The organism is Bradyrhizobium genosp. A (assembly GCF_049949275.1).
Taxonomy (GTDB): domain Bacteria; phylum Pseudomonadota; class Alphaproteobacteria; order Rhizobiales; family Xanthobacteraceae; genus Bradyrhizobium.
This window is the reverse complement of the sequence record NZ_CP188196.1, coordinates 3,600,586-3,621,558: the sequence shown is the minus strand read 5'-3', so window position 1 is coordinate 3,621,558 and position 20,973 is coordinate 3,600,586. Positions and strand designations below refer to the sequence as shown.

Below are 20,973 nucleotides of genomic sequence, written 5' to 3'. Positions count from 1 at the left end.
AGCAAGCCGTGTTCCCCTCCGCCATTGCGGCGGAAGGCCCCCGATAGCGGCTTCTTGGTTAATTGGCGCGATAGGCGCGGCTGGGATCGTCTCCCGTGAGATCGGCCAGGATGGTCTCACCGGCGATCGCGGTCTGCCCTTCCGAGACCAGCGCCTTGGTGCCGACTGGCAGGTAGACGTCGAGACGCGAGCCGAACCGGATCAGGCCGAACCGCTCGCCGACGCCGACCGCCTGCCCTTCCTTGACAAAGCAGACGATGCGTTTCGCGATAAGGCCTGCGATCTGGACCACGCCGATCCGGCCCTGCGGCGTCGAGATGACAAGCGAATTGCGCTCGTTGTCCTCGCTCGCCTTGTCGAGCTCGGCATTGATGAACAGGCCGGGCCGATAGGCAATGCGATCTACCCTGCCCGCGATCGGGCTCCGGTTCACATGGCAGTTGAATACGCTCATGAACACGGAAATGCGCGGCAGCGGCCGGTCGCCGAGCCCGAGCTCGGCCGGCGGCAGCGCCATGGTGATCATCGAGACACGGCCGTCGGCGGGCGACACCACGAGCCCGTCACGCACCGGCGTCACGCGCACGGGATCGCGGAAGAACAGCGCGCACCACACGGTGAGGATGGTGCCGATCCATCCCAGCGGCGACCACAGCCAGAACAGGACGAAGCTGGCCGCCGCGAAGCCGCCAATGAATGGATAGCCCTCCTTGTGGATCGGCGGGATCTGACGCTGGATCGAATCGAGAATGGACATCGCTATCTGCCGCTCAGGGGTTGATGGCGCGGGTCATCTCGCGCACCGGAGTTGTTTAGGCCAGAGTTGGGACCGGAGACAAGCTCACTCCGCGGCCGCTTGCGCCGTGAGGGCGTCCTCGACCGGGGGCGGCTCCCGGTTGGGCGCCTCGCTATTGTCGGCGATCCGGGCCAGTTTCTCACGTGCGGCCTCGGCCTCGCGCTGCCTGTTCCACATGCTGGCGTAGAGACCGCCCTGTGCGAGCAGGCTGGCATGGGTACCGCGCTCTGCGATGCGGCCCTGGTCCAGCACGATGATCTCGTCGGCGCCGACGATGGTCGAGAGCCGGTGCGCGATCACGAGCGAGGTGCGGTTCTTCGCGACGCGGTCGAGCGCGCCCTGGATCTCGTGCTCGGTGTGGGTGTCGAGCGCCGAGGTCGCCTCGTCCAAAACGAGAATCGGCGGCGCCTTCAACACGGTGCGCGCGATCGCGACGCGCTGCTTCTCGCCACCCGAGAGTTTCAGGCCGCGCTCGCCGACCTGGGTCTCGTAGCCCTTGGGCGACATGCGGATGAAATGGTCGATCTGCGCCAGCCGCGCCGCCTCCTCGACCTCGTCGTCGCCAGCGTCCCAGCGGCCGTAACGGATGTTGTAGCGAATGGTGTCGTTGAACAGGACTGTGTCCTGCGGCACCATGCCGATCGACGCACGCAGTGAGGCCTGTGTGACCTCGCGGATGTCCTGGCCGTCGATCAGGATCTTGCCGCCGGAGACGTCATAGAGCCGGAACAGCAGCCGCGAGATCGTCGACTTGCCGGCCCCGGACGGGCCGACGATCGCGACCGTCTTGCCGGCCGGCACCTCGAAGTTGATGCCTTTCAGGATCGGCCGCGTCGGCTCATAGGCAAAGCGCACATCCTCGAAGCGCACGGTACCGGCGGAGATCACCAGCGGTTTCGCGTCCGGCGCGTCCTTGATCTCGGCCTCTCGTCCCAGCACGCCAAACATTTTCTCGATATCGATGATCGCCTGTTTGATCTCCCGATAGACCATGCCCATGAAGTTCAAGGGCTGATAGAGCTGGATCATCATGGCATTCACCAGCACGAAATCGCCGACCGTGTTGGTGCCGTTACGCACGCCGATCGCGCACATCAGCATCGTCGCGGTCAGCCCGAAGGTGAAGATCACGGCCTGGCCGGTATTGAGCACGGCGAGCGACGTATAGGCGTGGACGCTCGATTCCTCGTAGCGCGCGACCGAGCGGTCGTAACGCTGCGCCTCGCGCGTCTCGGCGTTGAAATATTTGACCGTCTCGTAGTTGAGCAGCGAGTCGATCGCCTTGGTGTTGGCCTCGGTGTCGGAATCGTTCATCTTGCGGCGAATGCCGATCCGCCATTCGGTCGCGATGTAGGTGTAGTACATGTAGACGGCGACCGTGATCAGCGTCGCGATCACGTAGCGCCAGTCGAACTGCCAGAGCAGCACCGCCATCAGCAGCGTGACCTCGACGATGGTCGGGATCAGCTGCAGGATCACCATGCGCACGATGACCTCGATGCCCTCGCGGCCGCGCTCGAGCACGCGCGTCAGGCCGCCGGTCTTGCGCTCCAGGTGAAAGCGCAGCGACAGCTCGTGCATGTGAACGAAGGTGATGGTCGCGAGCTTGCGCACCGCATGCATGGCGACGCGGGCGAAGATGCCGTCGCGCCATTGCGTCAGCACCGCCATCACGATGCGCATCACGCCGTAACTCGCGGTCAGGAGCAAGGGCGAAGCGACCACCCAGAGGTGCCAATTGTCGGCCTGCACCGGCGCGGTGTTGGCGCCGGTCAGCGCGTCGGTTGCCCATTTGAAGCTGAACGGCACCGTCAGCGTGATCAGCTTGGCGGCGAGCAGCAGCACCATCGACCAGACCACCCGCATCTTCAGGTCGATGCGGTCGCCCGGCCAGATATAGGGCCACAGATGTGCCAGCGTGCCCATCAGGGTGGCCCGCTCTAGCGGTCCGCCGGCAGGCTCTGGCACATCGGGAACGTCTGGCGAATGAGGTGGGCTCATCAAATAACCTGAACGGCCCGCCGGATGCGGGCGCGGTGCGATTTGCGATTTTCGCTCGTCATATAGAAGCTTCCGGGGGCAAGCGCACCCCGCCAGATGGCGAATCTTCGATTGTTTGTCGTCATTTACCGGTAGATTTCCGGGTGGTCCGAATCACCGATTGGGCTTGACGCCCCTTCGCTGCAATGCATCATGGTACCAATGAGCACGATCAAAACCGTCTGTGTCTATTGCGGCTCCGGTCCCGGAACCAATCCCCACTTCACCGAAGGCGCCAAGGCATTCGGCAAGGCGCTCGCCGAGAACAACATCCGCCTGGTCTATGGCGGCGGCTCACTTGGCCTGATGGGCTCGGTCGCGACCTCCGTGCTCGATCACGGCGGCATCGTCACCGGCATCATTCCTGAATTCCTCCGGAAGCGCGAGAATGCGCTGACCCGCGTGCAGGAGATGATCGTCACCCCCGACATGCACGAGCGCAAGCGGCTGATGTTCGAGCACTCCGACGCCTTCGTGGCGCTGCCGGGCGGCGTCGGCACGCTGGAGGAGCTGGTCGAGCAATTGACCTGGAAGCAGCTCGGCCGTCACGCCAAGCCCGTGCTGCTCGCCAACATCGACAATTTCTGGGAGCCGCTGTTCTCGCTGCTGTCACATATGCGCCAGACGGAGTTCATCCGCGCCGGCCTTTCGGTCGATATCCTCAAGGCCGATCGCGTCGAGGACATCTTGCCGAAGCTGAAATCGGCCGTGGCCCAGATCGCCGAGGCGGAAAAGCAGCTCGCCCCGGACGTGGCGCGCAAGCTGTAATCACTCCCTGTAATCACTCCTGCGGAAACGTCACCGCCTCGATCCGGTTGCCATCGGGATCGACGACGAAGGCTGCATAATAACGCACGCGGTCGTGCGGACGGATGCCCGGTGCGCCATCGGATGCGCCGCCGGTCGCAAGCGCGGCGGCGTGGAATGCATCGACCTCGGCCGTTGTCTTCGCCCGCAGGCAGATGTGCACGCCGCTTTCCGGTGGCACAGGCGGCATGGCCTCGCGCAGATTGATCCAGAATTCGGGATAGGTCTTGCCGAAGCCGACCGTGCGCGGTCGCGTGACGAGGCGGGTGAGGCCGAGGGCGGCGAGCGTGGCTTCATAGAACTTTACGGAGCGTTCCAGCTCGCTGACGCCGACGGAGATGTGGTCGATCATGCCCTGCCCTCTCCTCCTCGTCATTGCGAGGAGCGAAGCAACGAAGCAATCCAGACTGTTGCCGCGGAAAGACTCTGGATTGCTTCGCTTCGCTCGCAATGACGGCGTTTGTGGCGCCGCCGGTGCCTCCGCGTCTACCTTACGCCGGCGCGCCCGACTTCACGAGCTTGTAGATCACCGAATCCATCAGGGCCTGGAACGAAGCGTCGATGATGTTCGGGGACACGCCGACCGTGGTCCAGCGATCGCCATTCTCATCCTCGCTCTCGATCAGCACGCGCGTGACCGCACCGGTGCCGCCGTTGAGGATACGCACGCGATAATCGATCAGCGTCAGGCCCTCGATGTACTTCTGATACTTGCCGAGGTCCTTGCGCAGGGCGACGTCGAGCGCGTTGACGGGGCCGTTGCCCTCGGCAGCCGAGATCAGATGCTCGCCGGCGACGTCGACCTTCACCACGGCCAAAGCAACGGTGACGCGCTCACCAAGGGCGTTGTAGCGCTGCTCGACATTGACGTCGAACTGCTCGACCTCGAAATAATGCGGCACCTTGCCGAGCGTGCGGCGCGCCAGCAGATCGAACGATGCGTTGGCGGATTCATAGGCATAGCCAGCCGCTTCGCGCTCCTTCAACACCTCGACCAGCCGGGTCAGCTTCGGATCGCTCTTCTCATAGGCGATGCCGGCGCGGTCGAGCTCGGCCATGACGTTGGAGCGGCCGGCCTGGTCGGACACCAGCACCCTGCGGTGATTGCCGACGGTCTCCGGCAGCACATGCTCATAAGTCTGCGGATCCTTCATCACGGCGGAGGCGTGAATGCCGGTCTTGGTGACGAAGGCGCTCTCGCCGACATAGGCGGCATGGCGGTTCGGCACGCGGTTGAGCATGTCGTCGAGCGTGCGCGAGACTTTGACGAGGGTCGCGAGCTTCTCCGGCGTGACACCGATGTCGAAGGCGTCGGAAAACTCCTTTTTCAATTTCAGCGTCGGGATCAGCGAGCAGAGGTTGGCGTTGCCGCAGCGCTCGCCGAGTCCGTTCAGCGTGCCCTGGATCTGCCGCGCGCCGGCGCGGACCGCGGCCAGCGAATTCGCCACCGCCTGCTCGGTATCGTTGTGGGCGTGGATGCCGACGTGATCGCCGGGGATGTGCTTTGTCACCTCGGTGACGATGGCCTCGACCTCGTTCGGCATGGTGCCGCCATTGGTGTCGCACAGGACCACCCAGCGCGCGCCGGCCTCATAGGCGGCCTTGGCGCAGGCGAGCGCGAAGCTCGCATCTTCCTTGTAGCCGTCGAAGAAATGCTCGCAGTCGAGCATGACCTCGCGGCCGGCGGCCTTTGCGGCTGCAACGCTGTCGCGGATCGAGGCGAGGTTCTCCTCCTTCGTCGTCTCCAGCGCGACGCGCACTTGATACGCCGAGGATTTTGCCACGAAGCAGATCGCGTCCGCCTTCGCTTCCAGCAGCCCGGCGACGCCGGGATCGTTGGAGACCGAGCGCCCAGCCCGCCGCGTCATGCCGAAGGCGGTGAAGCGCGCATGGTTGAGCTTCGGCTTGCTGCCGAAAAATTCGGTGTCGAGCGGATTAGCGCCGGGATAGCCGCCTTCGACATAGTCGATGCCGAGCTCGTCGAGCATCGCGGCGATGACCTGTTTGTCGGTCAGCGTGAAGTCGACGCCGTTGGTCTGCGCGCCGTCGCGCAGCGTGGTGTCGAACAGATAAAGGCGCTCTTTGCTCATGGCTGCGCTCCGAGCGTCTTCTTCATGGTGGTGTTGGCGAGCCACTCATCATTGATGGTGACGCTGTTGCGCTGCTGGGCGGTGTAACCACGCTTGGCGAAGAAACTTTGCGCGGTGTCGCTGGCATCGACCGTGAGCGCCGCAGCGCCACGGCCGCCCGCGAGCTTCTCCAGCGCATCGACCAGCATGGTCGCGATGCCCTGCCGGCCCACGGCCGGATGCACATAGAGCATGCGGATGTGATCGGTGCCGCGCAGCGAAGCGAAGCCGACCGGCGAGCCATCCAGCGTCGCGATCAGCGTCAGGTCGGCCGCGAGATGCTTGCCGAACTCCTCGGTTTCGGCCGCCGCCATCCAGGCTTCCTGCTGCGCCTCGCTGTAGTCGTCACCGGTCAGCTCCTGGATGCTGGCGGCGAAGATCGCGGCCAGCATCGGAACGTCATCCGACAAAAACGGCCGCAGGCCGGGTTTGGGATGCGCTTGTGCCATCACGCCAGCTCCCAGGTCGTCACCGGCTTGCCGTCGGAATCCTTGCCATCCTTGATGACAACGCCCTTGGCCGCGAGCTCGTCGCGGATGCGATCGGATTCCCTAAAGTCCTTTCGCGCACGCGCAGCCGCCCGCTCCGCGATCAGGCGGTCGATCTCGCCGGCGTCGACACCGCTTGCCTGCTGCTTGCGGCCTTCCCATTGCGCTGCGCTCTCGGACAGGAAGCCGAGCAGACGCAGCGACGCCGAAAGGCCGGCCGCATCGGCCGCATTGCGCAGACCATGCAGCGCCGCGATCGCCTGCGGCGTGTTGAGGTCGTCGAGCAGAGCGTCGACCACGGACGCCGCCGGTCTGGACGGCGTGACGTCAGCCGCAAAGCGATACCAGTCGTTGAGCGTCTTGGCGCTCTCCTCCAGCGACTTCATGGTCCAGTCGATCGGCGAGGTGTAGTGCGTCTTCAGCATGTTGAGGCGCAGCACCTCACCCGGCCAGTCCTTAAGCAACTCGTGGATGGTGATGAAGTTGCCGAGGCTCTTCGACATCTTCTCGCTCTCGACCTGCAGGAAGCCGTTATGCATCCAGTAGTTCGCCATGCGCTGCTGGTGGAACGCGCAGCAGGTCTGGGCGACCTCGTTCTCGTGATGCGGAAACACGAGATCGATGCCGCCGCCATGGATGTCGAACTGCTCGCCGAGATGCTTCCAGGCCATGGCCGAGCACTCGATGTGCCAGCCCGGACGGCCCTCAGCCTTGAGGCCGGCCGGCGACGGCCAGGACGGCTCGCCGGGTTTGGATGGCTTCCACAGCACGAAGTCGGTCGCATCCCGCTTGTAGGGCGCGACGTCGACGCGCGCGCCGGCGATCATTTCGTCGAGCGACCGCTTCGACAGGGCGCCATAGCGCGGCAGCGTCGAATTGGCCGCGTTCATCGCCTGCGGCGAGAACAGCACGTGGTCCTCGGCGGCATAGGCGAAGCCACCCTTGATCAGCCTTTCGATGATCTCGCGCATCTCGCCGATATGCTCGGTCGCGCGCGGCTCGACGCTTGGCCGAAGCGCGCCAAGCGCATCGACGTCGGCATGAAACTGTTGTCCGGTCTGCTCGGTGACCTTGCGGATCGCCTCGTTCAACGGCAGACCCGGAAAATCCCGCGCGGCGCGGTCGTTGATCTTGTCGTCGACGTCGGTGATGTTGCGGACATATTTGACGTGTGCCTCGCCGTATAAGTGGCGCAGCAGCCGAAACAGCACGTCGAACACGATCACCGGCCGCGCATTGCCGATATGGGCGAAGTCATAGACGGTCGGTCCGCAGACATACATGCGGACATTCTTCGCATCGAGCGGCACGAAGGTGCGCTTTTCCCGGCTCAACGTATCGTAGAGGCGCAAATCCATATGGATACCCGTCGGCTGTTGGCCGGGCGTCCAGTGCTCTCAATGTGGTTGAGAAAAGACGGCTCCAGCCAGCGAATCGCTAGCTCGTAATCTCGCGGCAAATAATGCAGATGGCGAGGAGACCGTTCATGCGGCACATATGGGCCACGAAGGCGGCTTTCGTCAAGAGAGCCGCGAAAATGCCGTTTTATCTCCGCAATGCGCGGCCGCCCCGCCTTGATGGTTCGTCATCCTTAACCTTTTGAGTTTAATTTGGAACCCGCGGTCCCCTAAAGCCCCGGTGCACCCATGCGATCCCTGTTCGCGCTCGTCTCCTGTGCCTCCATCATCGCGGCATCCAGCGCTTTCGCCGAGACCCGCGTCTTCATCATCGGCAACCAGGCCGACGGCTACGGGGTCGACCAGTGCCTGGCCAAGGGCGAGAAATGCGGCGCGCAGGTCGCCCGCACCTACTGCCAGTCACGGGACTTTGCGCAGGCCTCCGCCTACCGCCGGGTCGATCCCGACGAAATTACCGGCTCTGTCCCCAAATCCGGCGCAAACTGCTCCCATGGCCATTGCGACGAGTATGTCGCAATCACCTGCCAGCGCTGAATTCGCTCGGAACTGGCGGATCTTAGGACCCATTTACGGCCCCTGAAACGACGTGACGCTGCCGCAGGAAGCGGCTATTGGAGGGCGCGCTTCGGCCCCCAAATCGCATTAGAAAGTCACTTGGGGCCGTGACCTCGCTAGAATGGCGGATATGCCTGAATTTTTGTCTCTGTCCCGTCCCCGCTCCCTCCTTGCCTGCACCTTGCTTCTGAGTGCGATCGTGCTCGCCACTGACGCCTTTGCACAGGCCGGCCCGCCTGGAGCGCCGCCGCCTCCGCCCGCTCAGGGCGGCCTCGGGCCGAACCCGATGTGCGTGCGACTGGAAGGACAGCTCGCCGCGCTCGACCGTGGCGGAAGCAGCGATCCCGCGCGCGACGACCAGATCCGCCGCTACCAGGAGTCCCAGAGCCGCCAGCAGGCCGAACTCGACCGCGTCACCATGCAGGCCAAGCGCATGGGCTGCGATTCCTCCGGCTTTTTCTCGCTGTTCAACGGCCAGTCGGCGCAATGTGGTCCGGTCAACACTCAGATCCAGCAGATGCGCGCCAATCTCGACCAGATCACCGGCAATCTCGAACGCCTGCGTGGCGGCGGTCCCGGCGGCGGCAGCCCCGAGCGCGACAGCCAGCGCCGCTCGGTGCTGATGGCGCTCGCGCAGAACAATTGCGGCCCGCAATACGCCAACGCCGCGCAGTCGCAGGGCGGCAACTTCCTCAGCAATCTGTTCGGCGGCGGCAACAATCCCAACAATCCGCCGGGTGCGCCGCCCTCCGATCTCGGCGGCCCGCAATCCGGCACCTACCGCACAGTGTGCGTGCGCACCTGTGACGGCGCCTATTTCCCGATCTCGTTTGCGACCGTGCCGGCGCGCTTTCCCGATGACGAGAAGACCTGCAAGGCGCTGTGCCCGGCGGCCGAAGCGGTGCTCTATGCCCACCGCAACCCCGGCGAGGACATGAACTCGGCGGTCTCGATCAGCGGACAGCCCTACACGGCGTTGCCGACCGCCTTCAAATTCCGCAGCGAGTTCAACCCGTCCTGCTCCTGCAAGGCGGCGGGCCAGAGCTGGGCCGACGCGCTGAAATCGGCCGACGACAAGGCCGCCGTGGAGCAGCAGGGTGACATCATCGTCACCGAGGAGAGCGCCAGGAAGATGCAGCAGCAGCGGCTCACCAAGGGCACGCCTGCGAATGCCAAGAAGGGCGCAACTCCCGTGCCGACAACGGCCACCGCTCCGGCCGCAGCACCGCCTGCGGATACGAGCACGGCAAGCTCGTCGGAGAACAAGCCAATCCGCTCGGTCGGTCCGACCTTCCTGCCGCAGCAGCAGAAGTAGCTACCCTGCGCAATGAGATTGAGTGCTGCCGGCTCCGGAGTCCCTTCTCCCCCTTGTGGGAGAAGGTGGCGCGAAGCGCCGGATGAGGGGTTCTATCCGCGCTCACATGTGCACATGAGTATGCGGAGATAAACCCCTCACCCGCGTGAGTCCGCTTCGACTGCGGTGCTGCCCTCTCCCACAAGGGGCGAGGGCACAATAACGCCCGTCCCGCTCGCGGGTACGGGAGAGGTAAACCGCAAGGCCAACCCTCGCTCATCCCTCAAACGCGTCGATCGACGCCTTGCTGCCGCGCGACATCAGCGTCTCGTCGGGTGCGGGCAATGTCTCGCCCCGGTCGCGAAAGCGGTTGGTGATGGGATAGCGGCGGTCGCGGCCGAAATTCTTCCGCGTCACCTTCACGCCGGGCGCGGCCTGGCGGCGCTTGTATTCGGCGACGTTGAGAAGATGGTCGATGCGGGTCACCGTGTCGCGGTCGAAGCCCGCGGCGATGATCTGGCCGAGCGGCTCCTCGCGTTCGACCAGACGCTCGAGAATGGCATCGAGCACCTCGTAAGGCGGCAGCGAGTCCTGATCGGTCTGGTTCTCGCGCAGCTCCGCCGTTGGCGGACGCGTGATGATGTCGGGCGGGATCACCTCGCCTGCGGGTCCGAGCGCGCCGTCGGGCTTCCATGAATTGCGCAAGTCTGCCAGCCGAAACACCTGCGTCTTGTAGATGTCCTTGATCGGATTGAAGCCGCCGTTCATGTCGCCATAGAGCGTGGCATAGCCGACCGACATCTCCGACTTATTGCCGGTCGTCACCACCATCAGCCCGATCTTGTTGGAGATCGCCATCAGCAGCGTGCCGCGGGTTCGGGCCTGAAGATTTTCTTCGGTGATATCGGGCGGCAGGTTCTTGAAGATGCCCGAGAGGATGGTCTCGAACCCGCCTACCGCTTCCGCGATCGGCAGCACCTCGTAGCGGATGCCGAGATGGCCGGCGAGCTCGCCCGCATCGGCAATCGAATGTGCCGCCGTGTAGCGATAAGGCAGCATCACGCCGTGCACCTGGTCGGCGCCGAGCGCGTCGACCGCGATCGCCGCACAGAGTGCTGAATCGATGCCGCCGGAGATGCCGAGCAGCACCCCGGGAAAGCCATTCTTGGTGACGTAGTCGCGCAAGCCCAGGACGCAGGCCGCATAGTCGGCCTTGTCGCCCTCCGGCTGCTCCACGATCGGACCCGTGCAACGCCAATCGCCGCCGTTCCTGATGAAGCGCAAGGTCGTGACGTTCTCCTCGAATGCCGGCAGTTGCGCGGCAAGCGAGAGATCGCCGTTGAGCGCGAAAGACGCGCCGTCGAACACGAGTTCGTCCTGGCCGCAGACCTGATTGAGATAGACCAGCGGCAGGCCGCTCTCGGTGACCCGCGCGACCGCCACCGACAGACGCACGTCGTTCTTGTCGCGGCCATAGGGCGAGCCGTTCGGCACCAGAATGATCTCGGCGCCGGTCTCGGCCAGCGTCTCGACCACGTTCTCGTAGTCCTCGGACTCTTCCAGCCAGATGTCCTCGCAGATCGGCACGCCGACCCGCACGCCGCGCACGGTGACGGGGCCTGCCGCCGGTCCGCGTGCAAACAGCCGCTTCTCGTCGAACACGCCGTAATTCGGCAGATTGCATTTGAAGCGCAACGCCGCGATGCGCCCGCCGTCGAGCAGCGCGCAGGCATTGTAGAGCTTGCCGTCCTCGACCCAGGGCGTGCCGACCAGCAGCGCCGGGCCACCATCGGCGGTCTCGCGCGCGAGCGCTTCGATTGCGGAACGGCAGGCGGCCTGGAAGGCCGGCTTCTGCACCAGATCTTCCGGCGGATAACCGGCGATGAACAATTCCGGAAACAGCACGAGATCGGCGCCATCGGCGATGGCTCGCGCGCGTGCCGAGCGAACCTTCGCGGCATTGCCCTCGATGTCGCCCATGGTCGGATTGAGCTGGGCCACCGTGACCGCGAATGCGTTGAGACGTTCGGTCATCGAGCGCTCTCCATCACCTCTCCCGAAGGGAGAGGTCGGATTGCATCGGAGATGCAATCCGGGTGAGGGGTTACGGTATCGCGTGGGACCTGAGCCCCCTCACCCGATTTGCGCTCCACGATGCTACGCATCGCGAGACGCAAATCGACCTCTCCCCGTTGGGGAGAGGTGAAGGAGCCTCGGGCACCGACGCTCAATCGATAATCTCCGCGAGCTAGAGGAACCCCAGACGCTCGATGATCGCGATGATCCAGAACGCCCCGGCCATCAGCAGCGCTACGCCGACCGCAGCCGAGCCCATGTCCTTGACCCGCCCGATCTGCTTGTCGTGATCCATGGTCAGGCGGTCGGCAAGCTTCTCGATCGCGGTGTTGAGCAGCTCGACCACCAGCACGAAGGCGACGGAACACACCAGCTCGACCGCGCGCGTCGCGGATGCGGCGACGAACCACGCTACCGGCACCGACAGGATCAGCGCAAAGATCTCCTCGCGGATGGCCTGCTCCGAGCGGAACGCAAAAGCCATTCCGTTGCGGGAATTGATCGTGGCCTTCCAGATTCGCAGCAAGGTCCTAGAGCCCCGCTGCGAACGGCATCGGCTTGGCCTTTCCAACGCGTTCCTGCTTGAGGAGCTCCGCGACCAGGAAGGCCATGTCGATGGATTGCTCGGCATTGAGTCGGGGATCGCAGACCGTGTGGTACCGGTCGTTGAGATCCTCGTCCGTGATGGCGCGGGCACCGCCGATACATTCGGTGACGTCCTGGCCGGTCATCTCCAGATGCACGCCGCCGGCATGGGTGCCTTCCCCGGCGTGGATCGTGAAGAACGACTTCACCTCCGACAGCACGCGATCGAACGGCCGCGTCTTGTAGCCTGACGTCGAGGTGATGGTGTTGCCGTGCATGGGATCGCACGACCAGACCACCACCCTGCCCTCGCGCTTTACCGCGCGAATCAGGCCCGGCAGATGGTCGGCGACCTTGTCGGCGCCGAAGCGGTTGATCAGCGTCAGCCGGCCCGGCTCGTTGTCGGGGTTGAGCACGTCGATCAGCTTCAACAGCTCGTCGGGCTTGAGCGAAGGGCCGCACTTCAGGCCGATCGGGTTCTTGATGCCGCGGAAATATTCGACGTGGCCGTGATCGAGCTGGCGGGTGCGGTCGCCGATCCAGATCATGTGGCCCGAGGTCGCGTACCAGTCTCCGGTGGTGGAATCGACGCGGGTCATGGCCTGCTCGTAGCCAAGCAGCAGCGCCTCGTGGCTGGTGTAGAAATCGGTGGCGCGCAGCTCCGGATGGCTCTCGAGATCGAGGCCGCAGGCACGCATGAAGTTGAGCGCGTCGGAGATGCGGTCGGCCAGTTCCTTGTAGCGGCGGGACTGCGGGCTATCCTTCAGGAAGCCGAGCATCCATTGATGCACGCTGCCGAGATTGGCAAAGCCGCCGGTCGCAAAGGCGCGGAGCAGGTTCAGCGTCGCGGCCGATTGGCGATAGGCCATCAGCTGGCGCTGCGGATCTGGCACGCGCGCTTCCTTGGTGAAGGCGATGTCGTTGACGATGTCGCCGCGGTAGCTCGGCAGCTCGACGCCGTTGACCTTCTCGGTCGGCGATGAGCGCGGTTTTGCAAACTGGCCGGCGATGCGGCCGACCTTCACCACCGGCACCGCGCCTGCATAGGTCAGCACCACCGCCATCTGCAGCAGCACGCGAAAGAAGTCGCGGATGTTGTTGGCGCCATGCTCGGCAAAGCTCTCGGCGCAGTCGCCGCCCTGGAGCAGGAAGGCGTCGCCGGCTGCAACGCGGGCCAGCGCCTTCTTCAGATTGCGCGCCTCGCCGGCAAACACCAGCGGCGGAAAGGTTGCAAGCTGCGCCTCGACGTCGGCCAAAGCCTTGGCGTCGGGATAATCGGGCACCTGTAGCACCGGCTTGCTGCGCCAGGACTCGGGCGTCCACCGCTCGGACATCGCAATCTCTCCGTGAAGCAAAAAGTGCAACCTGATCTGTGGGTTGCGAGGGCCGCCTTATACACAGGCTGGCACGACACCGCCAGTTGTAAATCCATTTCGCAATGCAAACCCTTGCGGGCAAAGCCGAATTCGCATTTGCTAGGGGTGGCAGAGGAAACCGGCAAGACGACTTCCACCCATGGACGCGGCACTGGACGACGTTTTCATCGACGAGATCAGCTTCCCAGCGACCGACGGGTATGCGCTGACCGGCACCCTGTTCCTGCCGCGCGGCGCCAAGCGCCATGCCGTCCTGATCAATTCGGCGACCGCCGTCCCGCGAAAAATCTATCGCGGCTTTGCCTCCTATCTCGCCCATCGCGGCTGCGCAGTGCTCACGTACGACTATCGCGGCATCGGCGACTCCCGGCAGCCGGCGATGGTCGGCTACAACCAGCCCAAATCGCTGGTCGGCTTCAAGGCCTCGATGTCGGACTGGGCCGCGCAAGACATCACCGCCGCAGTGCGCTGGATGCGCGAGCGCTATCATGGCCTGTCTTTCGCCTATGTCGGCCATTCATTCGGCGGCCAGGCCCTCGGGCTGATCGAGAACAACACGGAAATATCGCGCGCCATCTTCGTAGCCTCGCAGGCCGCGACCTGGCGGCTGATGACCTCGCCGGAGAAATACCGCGTCTTCGCCTTCATGAATTTCGTCGGCGTGCCGCTGGTCCACGCGCTCGGCTACGCGCCGGGCTGGGCCGGCATCGGCGAGGATCTGCCCAAGGGCGTCTTCCTGCAATGGGCCGATTGGGTCTCGAGCCCGCGCTATCTGTTTGATTCAAAACTGCCGGCGTTGGAGAATTTTGCGAAGTTCGAGGGCGAGCTGCGCGCGCTGTGCTTCTCCGACGATCCCTGGGCAACGCGGCCGGCGGTCGAGCTGCTGACATCAGGCTTCACGGCGATCAAGCCGGAGGTGCTGACGGTGAAGCCGTCCGACGTCGGCGCCAAGGCGATCGGCCATTTCGGCTTCTTCCGCCCCGACCACCGCGACACGCTGTGGCGCGGCGTCGCGGAATGGATCCAGGGGGAGTGATAGTCACGCAGCGGCCGCGGGCAATTTGACGACAACGCGCAACCCGGTTCGCCCGCATGCGGCGATATTTGCCGCTTCAATCGATCCTTCGAGCCGATCGACGATCCGCTTGACGATCGAGAGGCCGAGACCAACGCCGTCACCTTCCGGTCGCTGTCCGCGGAAGAACGGCTCAAAGATCCGGCCAATCTCATCGGAGGATATGCCGGGCCCGGTGTCCTCGATCTGAAGGATACAAGCCGCGCCGTCCTGGTAAATCGCCACATCGATCCTGCCACCCTCCGGCGTGAACCGGAGCGCGTTGTCGATGAGATTACGGATCATGGCTGCGAGCATGACCGGCTCGCCGTGGACCGGAACTGACTCGGCTCGTTCGAAGCCGAGATCGACGCCGCGGCTGATCGCCTGTTGCAAGAGATCGGCGATAACACTTTTTGCTGCGCGATCGAGCTCCACGACCTCCCATTGCGCGCGATCGGAGCGCGCAACGTCGTGACGTGCCAGCGCCAACAATTGTTCCAGAAGATGCTTGCTGCGGCGCATGCCCTGCCGAAGCACGGCAAGGCGTTCGCGCGCCGCAGGCGGCAGCTCGACCTGATCGAGATTTTCGGCCTGCAGGCTCAGTGCCGTCAGCGGAGTCCGCAGCTCGTGCGCGGCATCGGCGACGAACCTGCGCTGCTGCTCCATCATGTCGTGCACGCGCAGCAACAAGCCGTTCATCGAGGACACGAATGGATTGAGTTCGCTCGGGAGGTCGCGAAGCGGAAGCGCCGTCATGTCGTCAGCCGGCCTGGCATCGAGTTCGTCCGCCAGACGCACCATCGGCCGCAGCGATCGAGCAATGACAACAGCGATCACCAGCATCAGGCAAGGGATCAGCGCCCCGATTGGAAGTACGGTGCGGAACGCCATGTCGCTCGCGATCTCATCCCGAACCCCCGTGCTCTGCGCAACCGCAAAGCGGCTGCCATCGGACCGCGTCCGCAACACGACGCGGACCGGCCGTCCCTTCCGCGTCGCATCGCGCATCCCATCCTGAAGCCGCCACAGTTGGCGCTCCTCGGGCGTGCCCTGCGGAGTCTTCCCGAGTTCGATCAGCCAGACCTCGGTATCCTCACCCACCCCATGGAGGTCCTGAGCGCCGGTAAAACCACCGCTCTGAACCAGGCCCGCGATCTGGATCAGCACCGAGTCCTGGGTTTCGATCGCTTCGTTGAAGGCCCAGCGGTGCGCCAAAACACCTCCCACGAGGCCGGTCAGCAGGACGACAGCCGTTAAGCTGATGAACAGCCGGCCACGCAACGACCTGATCATGATGCCCGATCCACCATCCACCCCATGCCGCGCACGTTGCGGATCGCTTGCGCACCGAGCTTCCTGCGGATGGTGTGGATCAGGAATTCGACTGCGTTGCTCTCGACTTCCTCGTTCCAGCCATACAGCTGCCGCTCCAGTTCGCTTCGCGACAGGATGGTCCCGGGTCGCGCCAGTAAGGCTTGGAGAAGAGCGAACTCGCGTGCGGTCAGGATGGCCGTTTGGCCGCATCGCGAAGCCTCACGGGTCGCCGGATCGAGACTGAGCTCGCCGTTGCCAAGCAGGGCAGAGGTGCCACTGCCTTCACGGCGAAGCACCGCGCGCATCCGAGCCAGCAATTCGCGGATCTCGAATGGCTTCACCAGATAGTCGTCCGCACCGAGATCGAGACCGTCGACCCTGTCATCGACGCCGTCCCGCGCGGTGACGATAATGACGGGGCATTTGCAGCCGTTCACGCGCAGCCGCCGCAGGACGCTACGTCCGTCCGTGTTCGGCAGGCCGAGATCAAGCAGCAGGACCTCGTAGGACTCGCTCGCAACAGCAACCAATGCAGTCTCGCCGTCCCTCACCCAATCGACGGCGTAAGCGGCGTCCTTGAGCGCCTGCTCCACGGCGGCGCCAACCATCTTGTCGTCCTCGATCAGCAGAACCCGCAAAACCCCAATCCTCAAAAACCGCAGGCCGTCCGGCCGCCAAAATCATGCCCATTCCGACTTAGCGCAGAGTTAGCGGACCCCAGCGGGCCCAAATTGCGGCGAAGGCGGCCCTCCTTCGAAATTTCTGATCCCTAAGGCGGGCCTAAGTTGCCCGCGCGACGGTCCGGCATCGCTGCTATGGGAGATTTGGGCATGTCGCAATATTCAGGCCTTGGTACAAATCTTGGCGCAAGATGGATGCTGAACAAGGTTCCGGAGGTCACCGCGATCTTCTGGGCCATCAAGATCCTCTCGACCACGGTCGGCGAAACCGGCGCAGACTATCTCGCGGTGCATGTCGGACTTGGCGCCAGCCTGACCGCGATCTGCATGTCCGGCTTGCTGATCGCCGCGCTGCTGCTGCAACTGAGCCGCCGCGCCTATGTGCCGTGGATCTACTGGCTCACCGTCGTCCTGGTCAGCATCGTCGGCACGCAACTCACCGACCTCCTGACCGACAAGCTCGAGATCAGCCTCTACATCAGCACCGCCGCTTTCGCCTGCGCGCTGGCTGCGACCTTTGCGGTCTGGTTCGGCGTCGAGCGCACGCTGTCGATCCGCAGCATCGTCACGACGCGGCGCGAGCTGTTCTACTGGACCGCGATCCTGTTCACCTTCGCACTCGGCACTGCCGCCGGCGATCTTGCGACCGAAGCACTCGGGCTCGGCTTCCAGCTCGGCGTCGTCGCATTTGGCGCGCTGATCGCGGCGGTGGCCGTCTCCTACACCATTGGCGCCAATCCCGTTCTCACCTTCTGGCTCGCCTATATTCTCACCCGCCCGCTCGGCGCCTCGCTCGGCGATCTGCTGTCGCAGTCGCGCGAGTATGGCGGCATGGGCCTCGGCACGATCCAGACCAGCATCGCCTTCCTCACCGTGATCGTCGGCCTTGTTGCCTGGGTGACGTTCGAAGGCGACGGCGCGCGCCGCGCCGGTCCCGCGCAGTAACCCAATCACAGCTTCAACGCATCCTGCATGGACGCAGGAGCCACACCAGGAGAGACCACACGATGAAACTCATCCCCGCCATCGCCGTTTGCCTCGTGACAACTTTCGCCGGCGAACCAAACATGCACGCAAGCCAGCACATCACCTTCGTGCCGCTCGCGGAGGCCGCGACCGCCAAGCTTGGCGATCTCACGCCGTTCCGCAGCATCGTCGTCGACGTCGCAGCGCTGATTGACAAGGGCGATCTGCCCGGTGCCAAGACAAGGATCAAGGACCTCGAGACCAAATGGGATGAGGCCGAAGCCGGATTGAAGCCGCGCGCGGCGGCCGACTGGCACACCGTCGACAAGGCGATCGATCGCGCGCTGGAGGCATTGCGGGCGGGCACTCCGGACGCCGCAAAGTGCAAGCAGGCGATCACCGATCTGCTCGCGATCATGGATAGCGTCGCCAAGGCCTGACGCCGACGAGGACATCATGCAAGACAATACGAAGAGCAGCTTCATCAGCGAGAGCAAGGTCCCCGAAGTCACGCTCGGCTTCTGGATCATCAAGATCGCGGCCACGACGTTGGGCGAAACCGGCGGCGACACCGTCACGATGACGTTGAACTGGGGTTACCTGGCGGGCACATGCCTGTTCCTGGCAGCGATGGTCGTCCTGGTCGCCGCCCAAATCCGCGCGCGCAAATTCAATCCGGCGCTGTATTGGGCAACCATCGTGGCCTCGACCACCTTCGGCACCACGATGGCCGACTTCGCCGACCGCTCGCTCGGCATCGGCTATACCGGCGGCTCGACGCTTCTTCTCACCTGCCTCGTGCTGGTGCTCGGCCTCTGGCATCGCGCCGAGGGAACCATCTCGGTCAACAGCGTCAGCACGCCGCGGGTCGAGGCCTTCTATTGGGGCGCGATCACCTTCTCGCAGACGCTCGGCACCGCGCTCGGCGATTGGATCGCGGATACCGGCGACATGGGCTATCGCGGCGGCGCGCTGATCTTCGCAGCCGGGCTTGCCGTCATCGCCGCGCTCTATTTCTGGACCCGCGTCTCACGTGTCACGCTGTTCTGGGCCGCGTTCATCCTGACCCGGCCGCTGGGCGCAACCGTCGGCGACTTCCTCGACAAGCCGCTCGACCATGGCGGCCTCGCACTGAGCCGGCCGCTGGCCTCGTTCGTGATCGCCATCTTCATGGTGGTCTGCGTGTTGCTGATCCCGCAACGCGCGGGGCAGCATCCCGGACAGCGTGAGATCGCCGAGCAAACCTGAGCAGCAGGCGGCAGGTCCGCGCCTAGCGAATGATCGTCGTCAGCGACGAGTAGCGCTTGTTCGGCTTGGCGTCAGTCGCAGAGAACTGCGCGAAGGCTTCGCTGACGCGGGTCGCCGGCGGCGTGTCGCTGGCGAAGCGGAATTCCTTCGGCTTCGGCGCGTAGAAGCTGGCGCTGTAATAGGAATCGTCGAAGCGCGCCTCGCCGGCTCCGAACAATGCGTCGCAGACGAACAGGAGCGCGTAGACCCCCGCAATCGCCGCGACCATCTCCTTGAGAACTGACATGCTGATGCCCCACCCTTTTGCCGTGAGGATGCATGTCGGTTCCAAAATCGAGGTTTAAGGCCGCACGTTTCTTGTCCCCAAGGTTTGCGGCGGTTGAGCGAATTGCGGACGATTTTATCGATTCTGACATCCGGGCCGCTCCGGTCAGAAGATCGGCTCGTCCTTCAGTGCGGCAATCACCTGCTCGCCCTGCGCCGTCAGGCGATAGGTCACGAGCGGACGGCTCGATGGCGGCTTGCGATCGATCTCGACGATGTAGCCGCGCACCATCAGGGCTTCGAAGCTGCCATAGTAGCCATACATGCTGATCTGGTTCTGTCTGAGCAGCTTGAACTCGCGCAGCAGTCCGATCTCGTTGCCCGAGAGGAGCGAACGGCGAACGCGCTGCACGAAGCTCGCGCGCTGCTCGAACCAGGCTTGATCGGGGAGCTCACGCGAAGACGGCGCACTGTCGCGATCGCAGGGGCGCGCCTCGACATCGGCTCGCACCGCCGGCACCGACGGCATGCTGCTGCCGACCGCTTCCCTGGCGTCATCGAGCAACGCGATCGGCCAGCGCCGCTTGTTGTCGACGATGACGGGCGGCGGCACGACATTGTCGCGCACCAGTTGCTCGAAGCGGCCGGCGGTCACGCCGACATAAGCGGCCGCGCGGCGGCGGTCGACGAGACGGGCATCGCGCCTCTGCTCCAGCTCGCAAGCGATCATCTCGTTCACCCCAATATCCCCTGCCGCATCGTTGCGGGCACGTCGCCGCGCGGGCCCGAAGGGCCCGTCGGCACATGACACTAGGATGAAACCAGCGCTCTCAAAAGGCAGAGAAATTCGTACATGTTGCTGCCGTTTCGGCAACGGTTATAGTGCCGCCGGGGGTCCCATGCGCTTTCACTCACCTTCCATCCAGTACTTCCATGCCGTCCGCCGCACCGGCTCGATCCGCGCCGCAGCGCGCCTCCTGAACGTCGCCTCGTCCGCGGTCAGCCGTCAAATTCTCAAACTAGAACAAGAAGTTGGATCGCCCTTGTTCGAGCGGAATGCGCGTGGCCTGACGCTGACAACGGTCGGCGAGATGCTCGCCCGCCACGTCATGAACGTGCTCCAGGACCTCGACCGCTTCCGCTCCGACGTGGCGTCCCTGTCCGGCGCCTGGCATGGCACTGTCAGCATCGCCTGTATCGAGTCCCTCACCGAGTCGGTGTTGCCGGATCTGATCGCCTCGCATCGCAGTCGGGCCCGGCGCGTCAGCTTCACCGCAGAAGTGATGGGATCGTCCGATGTGCTCGAAGCCCTGCGCCGGGGTGAGGCCGACATCGGCATCGCCATCGCGCTCAGGCATCCGCCCGACCTGCGGCAGGTCGCGCTGAAACGATTTCGCCTCGGCGCGCTCGTTGCGCGCGAGCATCCGCTGGCGCGCCGCAAGACGGTCACGCTGGAGCAATGCCTCGCCTTCCCCGTCATCCATGCGCTGCCGGAGCTATCGATCTACCATTTGCTGCAGCCGTTGATCGCGCAGCTTTCCGAGACGCCGGAGCCTGCGATTCAAGCCAACTCGATCGACCTGATGCGCGAGCTTGCCGCGCGCGGCGTGGGCGTCGCCTTCCAGACCCAGCTCGGCATCGGCCGGCTGTCACGCGAGGCACAGCTCGTGTTCCTGCCGCTCGACAATGCCGGCAGTCCGGTGTGGTCGGATCTCGGCATCTATGTCCGCGCCGAACGCACCCTGCCCGCCTTCACCGAGTCGTTCCTGCAGGAACTCGTCCGCGAACTGGGCGAGCGCGAGCGACGGGAGAATGCGGCATATCCGCAGGGTGCGTGATGAAGCGCTGCAGTAGTTTCCCGGAATAGGGCGCCGGTCGGC

The 20,973-nt window shown here is 64.5% G+C and carries 21 protein-coding genes; 8 read left to right on the top strand and 13 right to left on the bottom strand.

Going from position 1 to position 20,973, the window contains the following annotated elements; genetic code table 11:
* Positions 1 to 58 precede the first annotated feature (58 nt).
* A complete protein-coding gene (locus ACP2YP_RS16610; protein WP_426425386.1) occupies positions 59 to 757 on the bottom strand; it encodes a phosphatidylserine decarboxylase in 699 nt (232 codons plus the stop codon).
* Positions 758 to 841: 84 nt separating this feature from the next.
* Positions 842 to 2,797, bottom strand: a complete 1,956-nt coding sequence (locus ACP2YP_RS16605) for an ABCB family ABC transporter ATP-binding protein/permease (RefSeq protein ID WP_426425384.1) — start codon at positions 2,795 to 2,797, stop codon at positions 842 to 844.
* A 201-nt stretch (positions 2,798 to 2,998) separates the two neighbouring features.
* Here ACP2YP_RS16605 and ACP2YP_RS16600 point away from each other — a divergent pair, with 201 nt between their 5' ends.
* The gene (locus tag ACP2YP_RS16600) at positions 2,999 to 3,604 is read left to right on the top strand and encodes a TIGR00730 family Rossman fold protein (RefSeq protein ID WP_426425382.1); all 606 of its coding nucleotides are present in this window, start codon (positions 2,999 to 3,001) and stop codon (positions 3,602 to 3,604) included.
* Between the two features lie 13 nt (positions 3,605 to 3,617).
* Here the strand turns inward: ACP2YP_RS16600 and ACP2YP_RS16595 are convergent, their stop codons facing one another.
* The 4 genes from ACP2YP_RS16595 to cysS form a co-directional block, all read right to left on the bottom strand.
* A complete protein-coding gene (locus ACP2YP_RS16595; RefSeq protein ID WP_426425381.1) occupies positions 3,618 to 3,995 on the bottom strand; it encodes a VOC family protein in 378 nt (125 codons plus the stop codon).
* Positions 3,996 to 4,134: 139 nt separating this feature from the next.
* The gene (gene cimA, locus ACP2YP_RS16590) at positions 4,135 to 5,733 is read right to left on the bottom strand and encodes a citramalate synthase (protein WP_426425380.1); all 1,599 of its coding nucleotides are present in this window, start codon (positions 5,731 to 5,733) and stop codon (positions 4,135 to 4,137) included.
* Complete coding sequence (locus tag ACP2YP_RS16585) at positions 5,730 to 6,221, bottom strand: GNAT family N-acetyltransferase (RefSeq protein ID WP_426425378.1); 492 nt, start codon at positions 6,219 to 6,221, stop codon at positions 5,730 to 5,732. The genes cimA and ACP2YP_RS16585 overlap by 4 nt, the downstream gene beginning before the upstream one ends.
* Complete coding sequence (cysS, locus tag ACP2YP_RS16580) at positions 6,221 to 7,618, bottom strand: cysteine--tRNA ligase (RefSeq protein WP_426425377.1); 1,398 nt, start codon at positions 7,616 to 7,618, stop codon at positions 6,221 to 6,223. Before cysS ends, ACP2YP_RS16585 begins: the two co-directional genes overlap by 1 nt.
* 288 nt (positions 7,619 to 7,906) lie before the next feature.
* Here cysS and ACP2YP_RS16575 point away from each other — a divergent pair, with 288 nt between their 5' ends.
* Positions 7,907 to 8,212 carry a hypothetical protein gene (locus ACP2YP_RS16575; protein WP_426425376.1) on the top strand — a complete coding sequence of 102 codons (306 nt, stop codon included), beginning with the start codon at positions 7,907 to 7,909 and terminating at the stop codon, positions 8,210 to 8,212.
* A 142-nt stretch (positions 8,213 to 8,354) separates the two neighbouring features.
* Entirely contained in the window at positions 8,355 to 9,548 is a 1,194-nt protein-coding gene (locus ACP2YP_RS16570) for a DUF2865 domain-containing protein (RefSeq protein ID WP_426425375.1), read from the top strand.
* Positions 9,549 to 9,803: 255 nt separating this feature from the next.
* On the opposite strand, the gene ACP2YP_RS16565 is transcribed toward ACP2YP_RS16570, so the two are convergent.
* From ACP2YP_RS16565 to ACP2YP_RS16555, 3 genes are all read right to left on the bottom strand, one after another.
* The gene (locus ACP2YP_RS16565; RefSeq protein WP_426425374.1) at positions 9,804 to 11,561 is read right to left on the bottom strand and encodes an NAD+ synthase; all 1,758 of its coding nucleotides are present in this window, start codon (positions 11,559 to 11,561) and stop codon (positions 9,804 to 9,806) included.
* Between the two features lie 214 nt (positions 11,562 to 11,775).
* Positions 11,776 to 12,129 (bottom strand): diacylglycerol kinase, encoded by a 354-nt coding sequence (locus tag ACP2YP_RS16560; protein WP_027532194.1) that lies wholly within the window; start codon positions 12,127 to 12,129, stop codon positions 11,776 to 11,778.
* Between the two features lie 4 nt (positions 12,130 to 12,133).
* Entirely contained in the window at positions 12,134 to 13,522 is a 1,389-nt protein-coding gene (locus tag ACP2YP_RS16555) for a class II 3-deoxy-7-phosphoheptulonate synthase (RefSeq protein ID WP_426425372.1), read from the bottom strand.
* A 181-nt stretch (positions 13,523 to 13,703) separates the two neighbouring features.
* On the opposite strand from ACP2YP_RS16555, the gene ACP2YP_RS16550 reads away from it, so the two are divergent.
* A complete protein-coding gene (locus ACP2YP_RS16550) occupies positions 13,704 to 14,600 on the top strand; it encodes an alpha/beta fold hydrolase (protein ID WP_426425371.1) in 897 nt (298 codons plus the stop codon).
* A 3-nt stretch (positions 14,601 to 14,603) separates the two neighbouring features.
* Here ACP2YP_RS16550 and ACP2YP_RS16545 read toward each other — a convergent pair whose 3' ends face one another.
* Positions 14,604 to 15,914, bottom strand: coding sequence for an ATP-binding protein (locus tag ACP2YP_RS16545; protein WP_426425370.1), 1,311 nt, complete (start codon positions 15,912 to 15,914; stop codon positions 14,604 to 14,606).
* Positions 15,911 to 16,573, bottom strand: a complete 663-nt coding sequence (locus ACP2YP_RS16540; RefSeq protein WP_426425369.1) for a response regulator — start codon at positions 16,571 to 16,573, stop codon at positions 15,911 to 15,913. Before ACP2YP_RS16540 ends, ACP2YP_RS16545 begins: the two co-directional genes overlap by 4 nt.
* 237 nt (positions 16,574 to 16,810) lie before the next feature.
* Between ACP2YP_RS16540 and ACP2YP_RS16535 the strand changes: the two genes are divergently transcribed.
* The 3 genes from ACP2YP_RS16535 (at position 16,811) to ACP2YP_RS16525 (ending at position 18,829) form a co-directional block, all read left to right on the top strand.
* Positions 16,811 to 17,560 carry a hypothetical protein gene (locus tag ACP2YP_RS16535; RefSeq protein ID WP_426425368.1) on the top strand — a complete coding sequence of 250 codons (750 nt, stop codon included), beginning with the start codon at positions 16,811 to 16,813 and terminating at the stop codon, positions 17,558 to 17,560.
* Positions 17,561 to 17,682: 122 nt separating this feature from the next.
* Positions 17,683 to 18,021 (top strand): hypothetical protein, encoded by a 339-nt coding sequence (locus ACP2YP_RS16530; protein WP_426426176.1) that lies wholly within the window; start codon positions 17,683 to 17,685, stop codon positions 18,019 to 18,021.
* 16 nt (positions 18,022 to 18,037) lie between these two features.
* Positions 18,038 to 18,829, top strand: a complete 792-nt coding sequence (locus ACP2YP_RS16525; RefSeq protein WP_426425367.1) for a hypothetical protein — start codon at positions 18,038 to 18,040, stop codon at positions 18,827 to 18,829.
* Between the two features lie 22 nt (positions 18,830 to 18,851).
* Here the strand turns inward: ACP2YP_RS16525 and ACP2YP_RS16520 are convergent, their stop codons facing one another.
* Both ACP2YP_RS16520 and ACP2YP_RS16515 read right to left on the bottom strand, forming a co-directional pair.
* Positions 18,852 to 19,115, bottom strand: coding sequence for a hypothetical protein (locus ACP2YP_RS16520; protein ID WP_426425366.1), 264 nt, complete (start codon positions 19,113 to 19,115; stop codon positions 18,852 to 18,854).
* A gap of 144 nt (positions 19,116 to 19,259) precedes the next feature.
* The gene (locus ACP2YP_RS16515) at positions 19,260 to 19,823 is read right to left on the bottom strand and encodes a hypothetical protein (protein WP_426426175.1); all 564 of its coding nucleotides are present in this window, start codon (positions 19,821 to 19,823) and stop codon (positions 19,260 to 19,262) included.
* Between the two features lie 169 nt (positions 19,824 to 19,992).
* Between ACP2YP_RS16515 and ACP2YP_RS16510 the strand changes: the two genes are divergently transcribed.
* A complete protein-coding gene (locus ACP2YP_RS16510) occupies positions 19,993 to 20,931 on the top strand; it encodes a LysR family transcriptional regulator (RefSeq protein WP_426425364.1) in 939 nt (312 codons plus the stop codon).
* Positions 20,932 to 20,973 lie beyond the last annotated feature (42 nt).

Coding starts and splice junctions, on each gene's coding strand:
- ACP2YP_RS16535 (WP_426425368.1), top strand. CDS start 16,811: ATGCTGAACAAGGTTCCGGAGGTCACCGCGATCTTCTGGGCCATCAAG.
- cysS (WP_426425377.1), bottom strand. CDS start 7,618: ATGGATTTGCGCCTCTACGATACGTTGAGCCGGGAAAAGCGCACCTTC.
- ACP2YP_RS16545 (WP_426425370.1), bottom strand. CDS start 15,914: ATGATCAGGTCGTTGCGTGGCCGGCTGTTCATCAGCTTAACGGCTGTC.
- ACP2YP_RS16595 (WP_426425381.1), bottom strand. CDS start 3,995: ATGATCGACCACATCTCCGTCGGCGTCAGCGAGCTGGAACGCTCCGTA.
- ACP2YP_RS16530 (WP_426426176.1), top strand. CDS start 17,683: ATGCACGCAAGCCAGCACATCACCTTCGTGCCGCTCGCGGAGGCCGCG.
- ACP2YP_RS16510 (WP_426425364.1), top strand. CDS start 19,993: ATGCGCTTTCACTCACCTTCCATCCAGTACTTCCATGCCGTCCGCCGC.
- cimA (WP_426425380.1), bottom strand. CDS start 5,733: ATGAGCAAAGAGCGCCTTTATCTGTTCGACACCACGCTGCGCGACGGC.
- ACP2YP_RS16525 (WP_426425367.1), top strand. CDS start 18,038: ATGCAAGACAATACGAAGAGCAGCTTCATCAGCGAGAGCAAGGTCCCC.
- ACP2YP_RS16515 (WP_426426175.1), bottom strand. CDS start 19,823: ATGATCGCTTGCGAGCTGGAGCAGAGGCGCGATGCCCGTCTCGTCGAC.
- ACP2YP_RS16575 (WP_426425376.1), top strand. CDS start 7,907: ATGCGATCCCTGTTCGCGCTCGTCTCCTGTGCCTCCATCATCGCGGCA.
- ACP2YP_RS16585 (WP_426425378.1), bottom strand. CDS start 6,221: ATGGCACAAGCGCATCCCAAACCCGGCCTGCGGCCGTTTTTGTCGGAT.
- ACP2YP_RS16555 (WP_426425372.1), bottom strand. CDS start 13,522: ATGTCCGAGCGGTGGACGCCCGAGTCCTGGCGCAGCAAGCCGGTGCTA.
- ACP2YP_RS16600 (WP_426425382.1), top strand. CDS start 2,999: ATGAGCACGATCAAAACCGTCTGTGTCTATTGCGGCTCCGGTCCCGGA.
- ACP2YP_RS16610 (WP_426425386.1), bottom strand. CDS start 757: ATGTCCATTCTCGATTCGATCCAGCGTCAGATCCCGCCGATCCACAAG.
- ACP2YP_RS16570 (WP_426425375.1), top strand. CDS start 8,355: ATGGCGGATATGCCTGAATTTTTGTCTCTGTCCCGTCCCCGCTCCCTC.
- ACP2YP_RS16565 (WP_426425374.1), bottom strand. CDS start 11,561: ATGACCGAACGTCTCAACGCATTCGCGGTCACGGTGGCCCAGCTCAAT.
- ACP2YP_RS16605 (WP_426425384.1), bottom strand. CDS start 2,797: ATGAGCCCACCTCATTCGCCAGACGTTCCCGATGTGCCAGAGCCTGCC.
- ACP2YP_RS16520 (WP_426425366.1), bottom strand. CDS start 19,115: ATGTCAGTTCTCAAGGAGATGGTCGCGGCGATTGCGGGGGTCTACGCG.
- ACP2YP_RS16550 (WP_426425371.1), top strand. CDS start 13,704: ATGGACGCGGCACTGGACGACGTTTTCATCGACGAGATCAGCTTCCCA.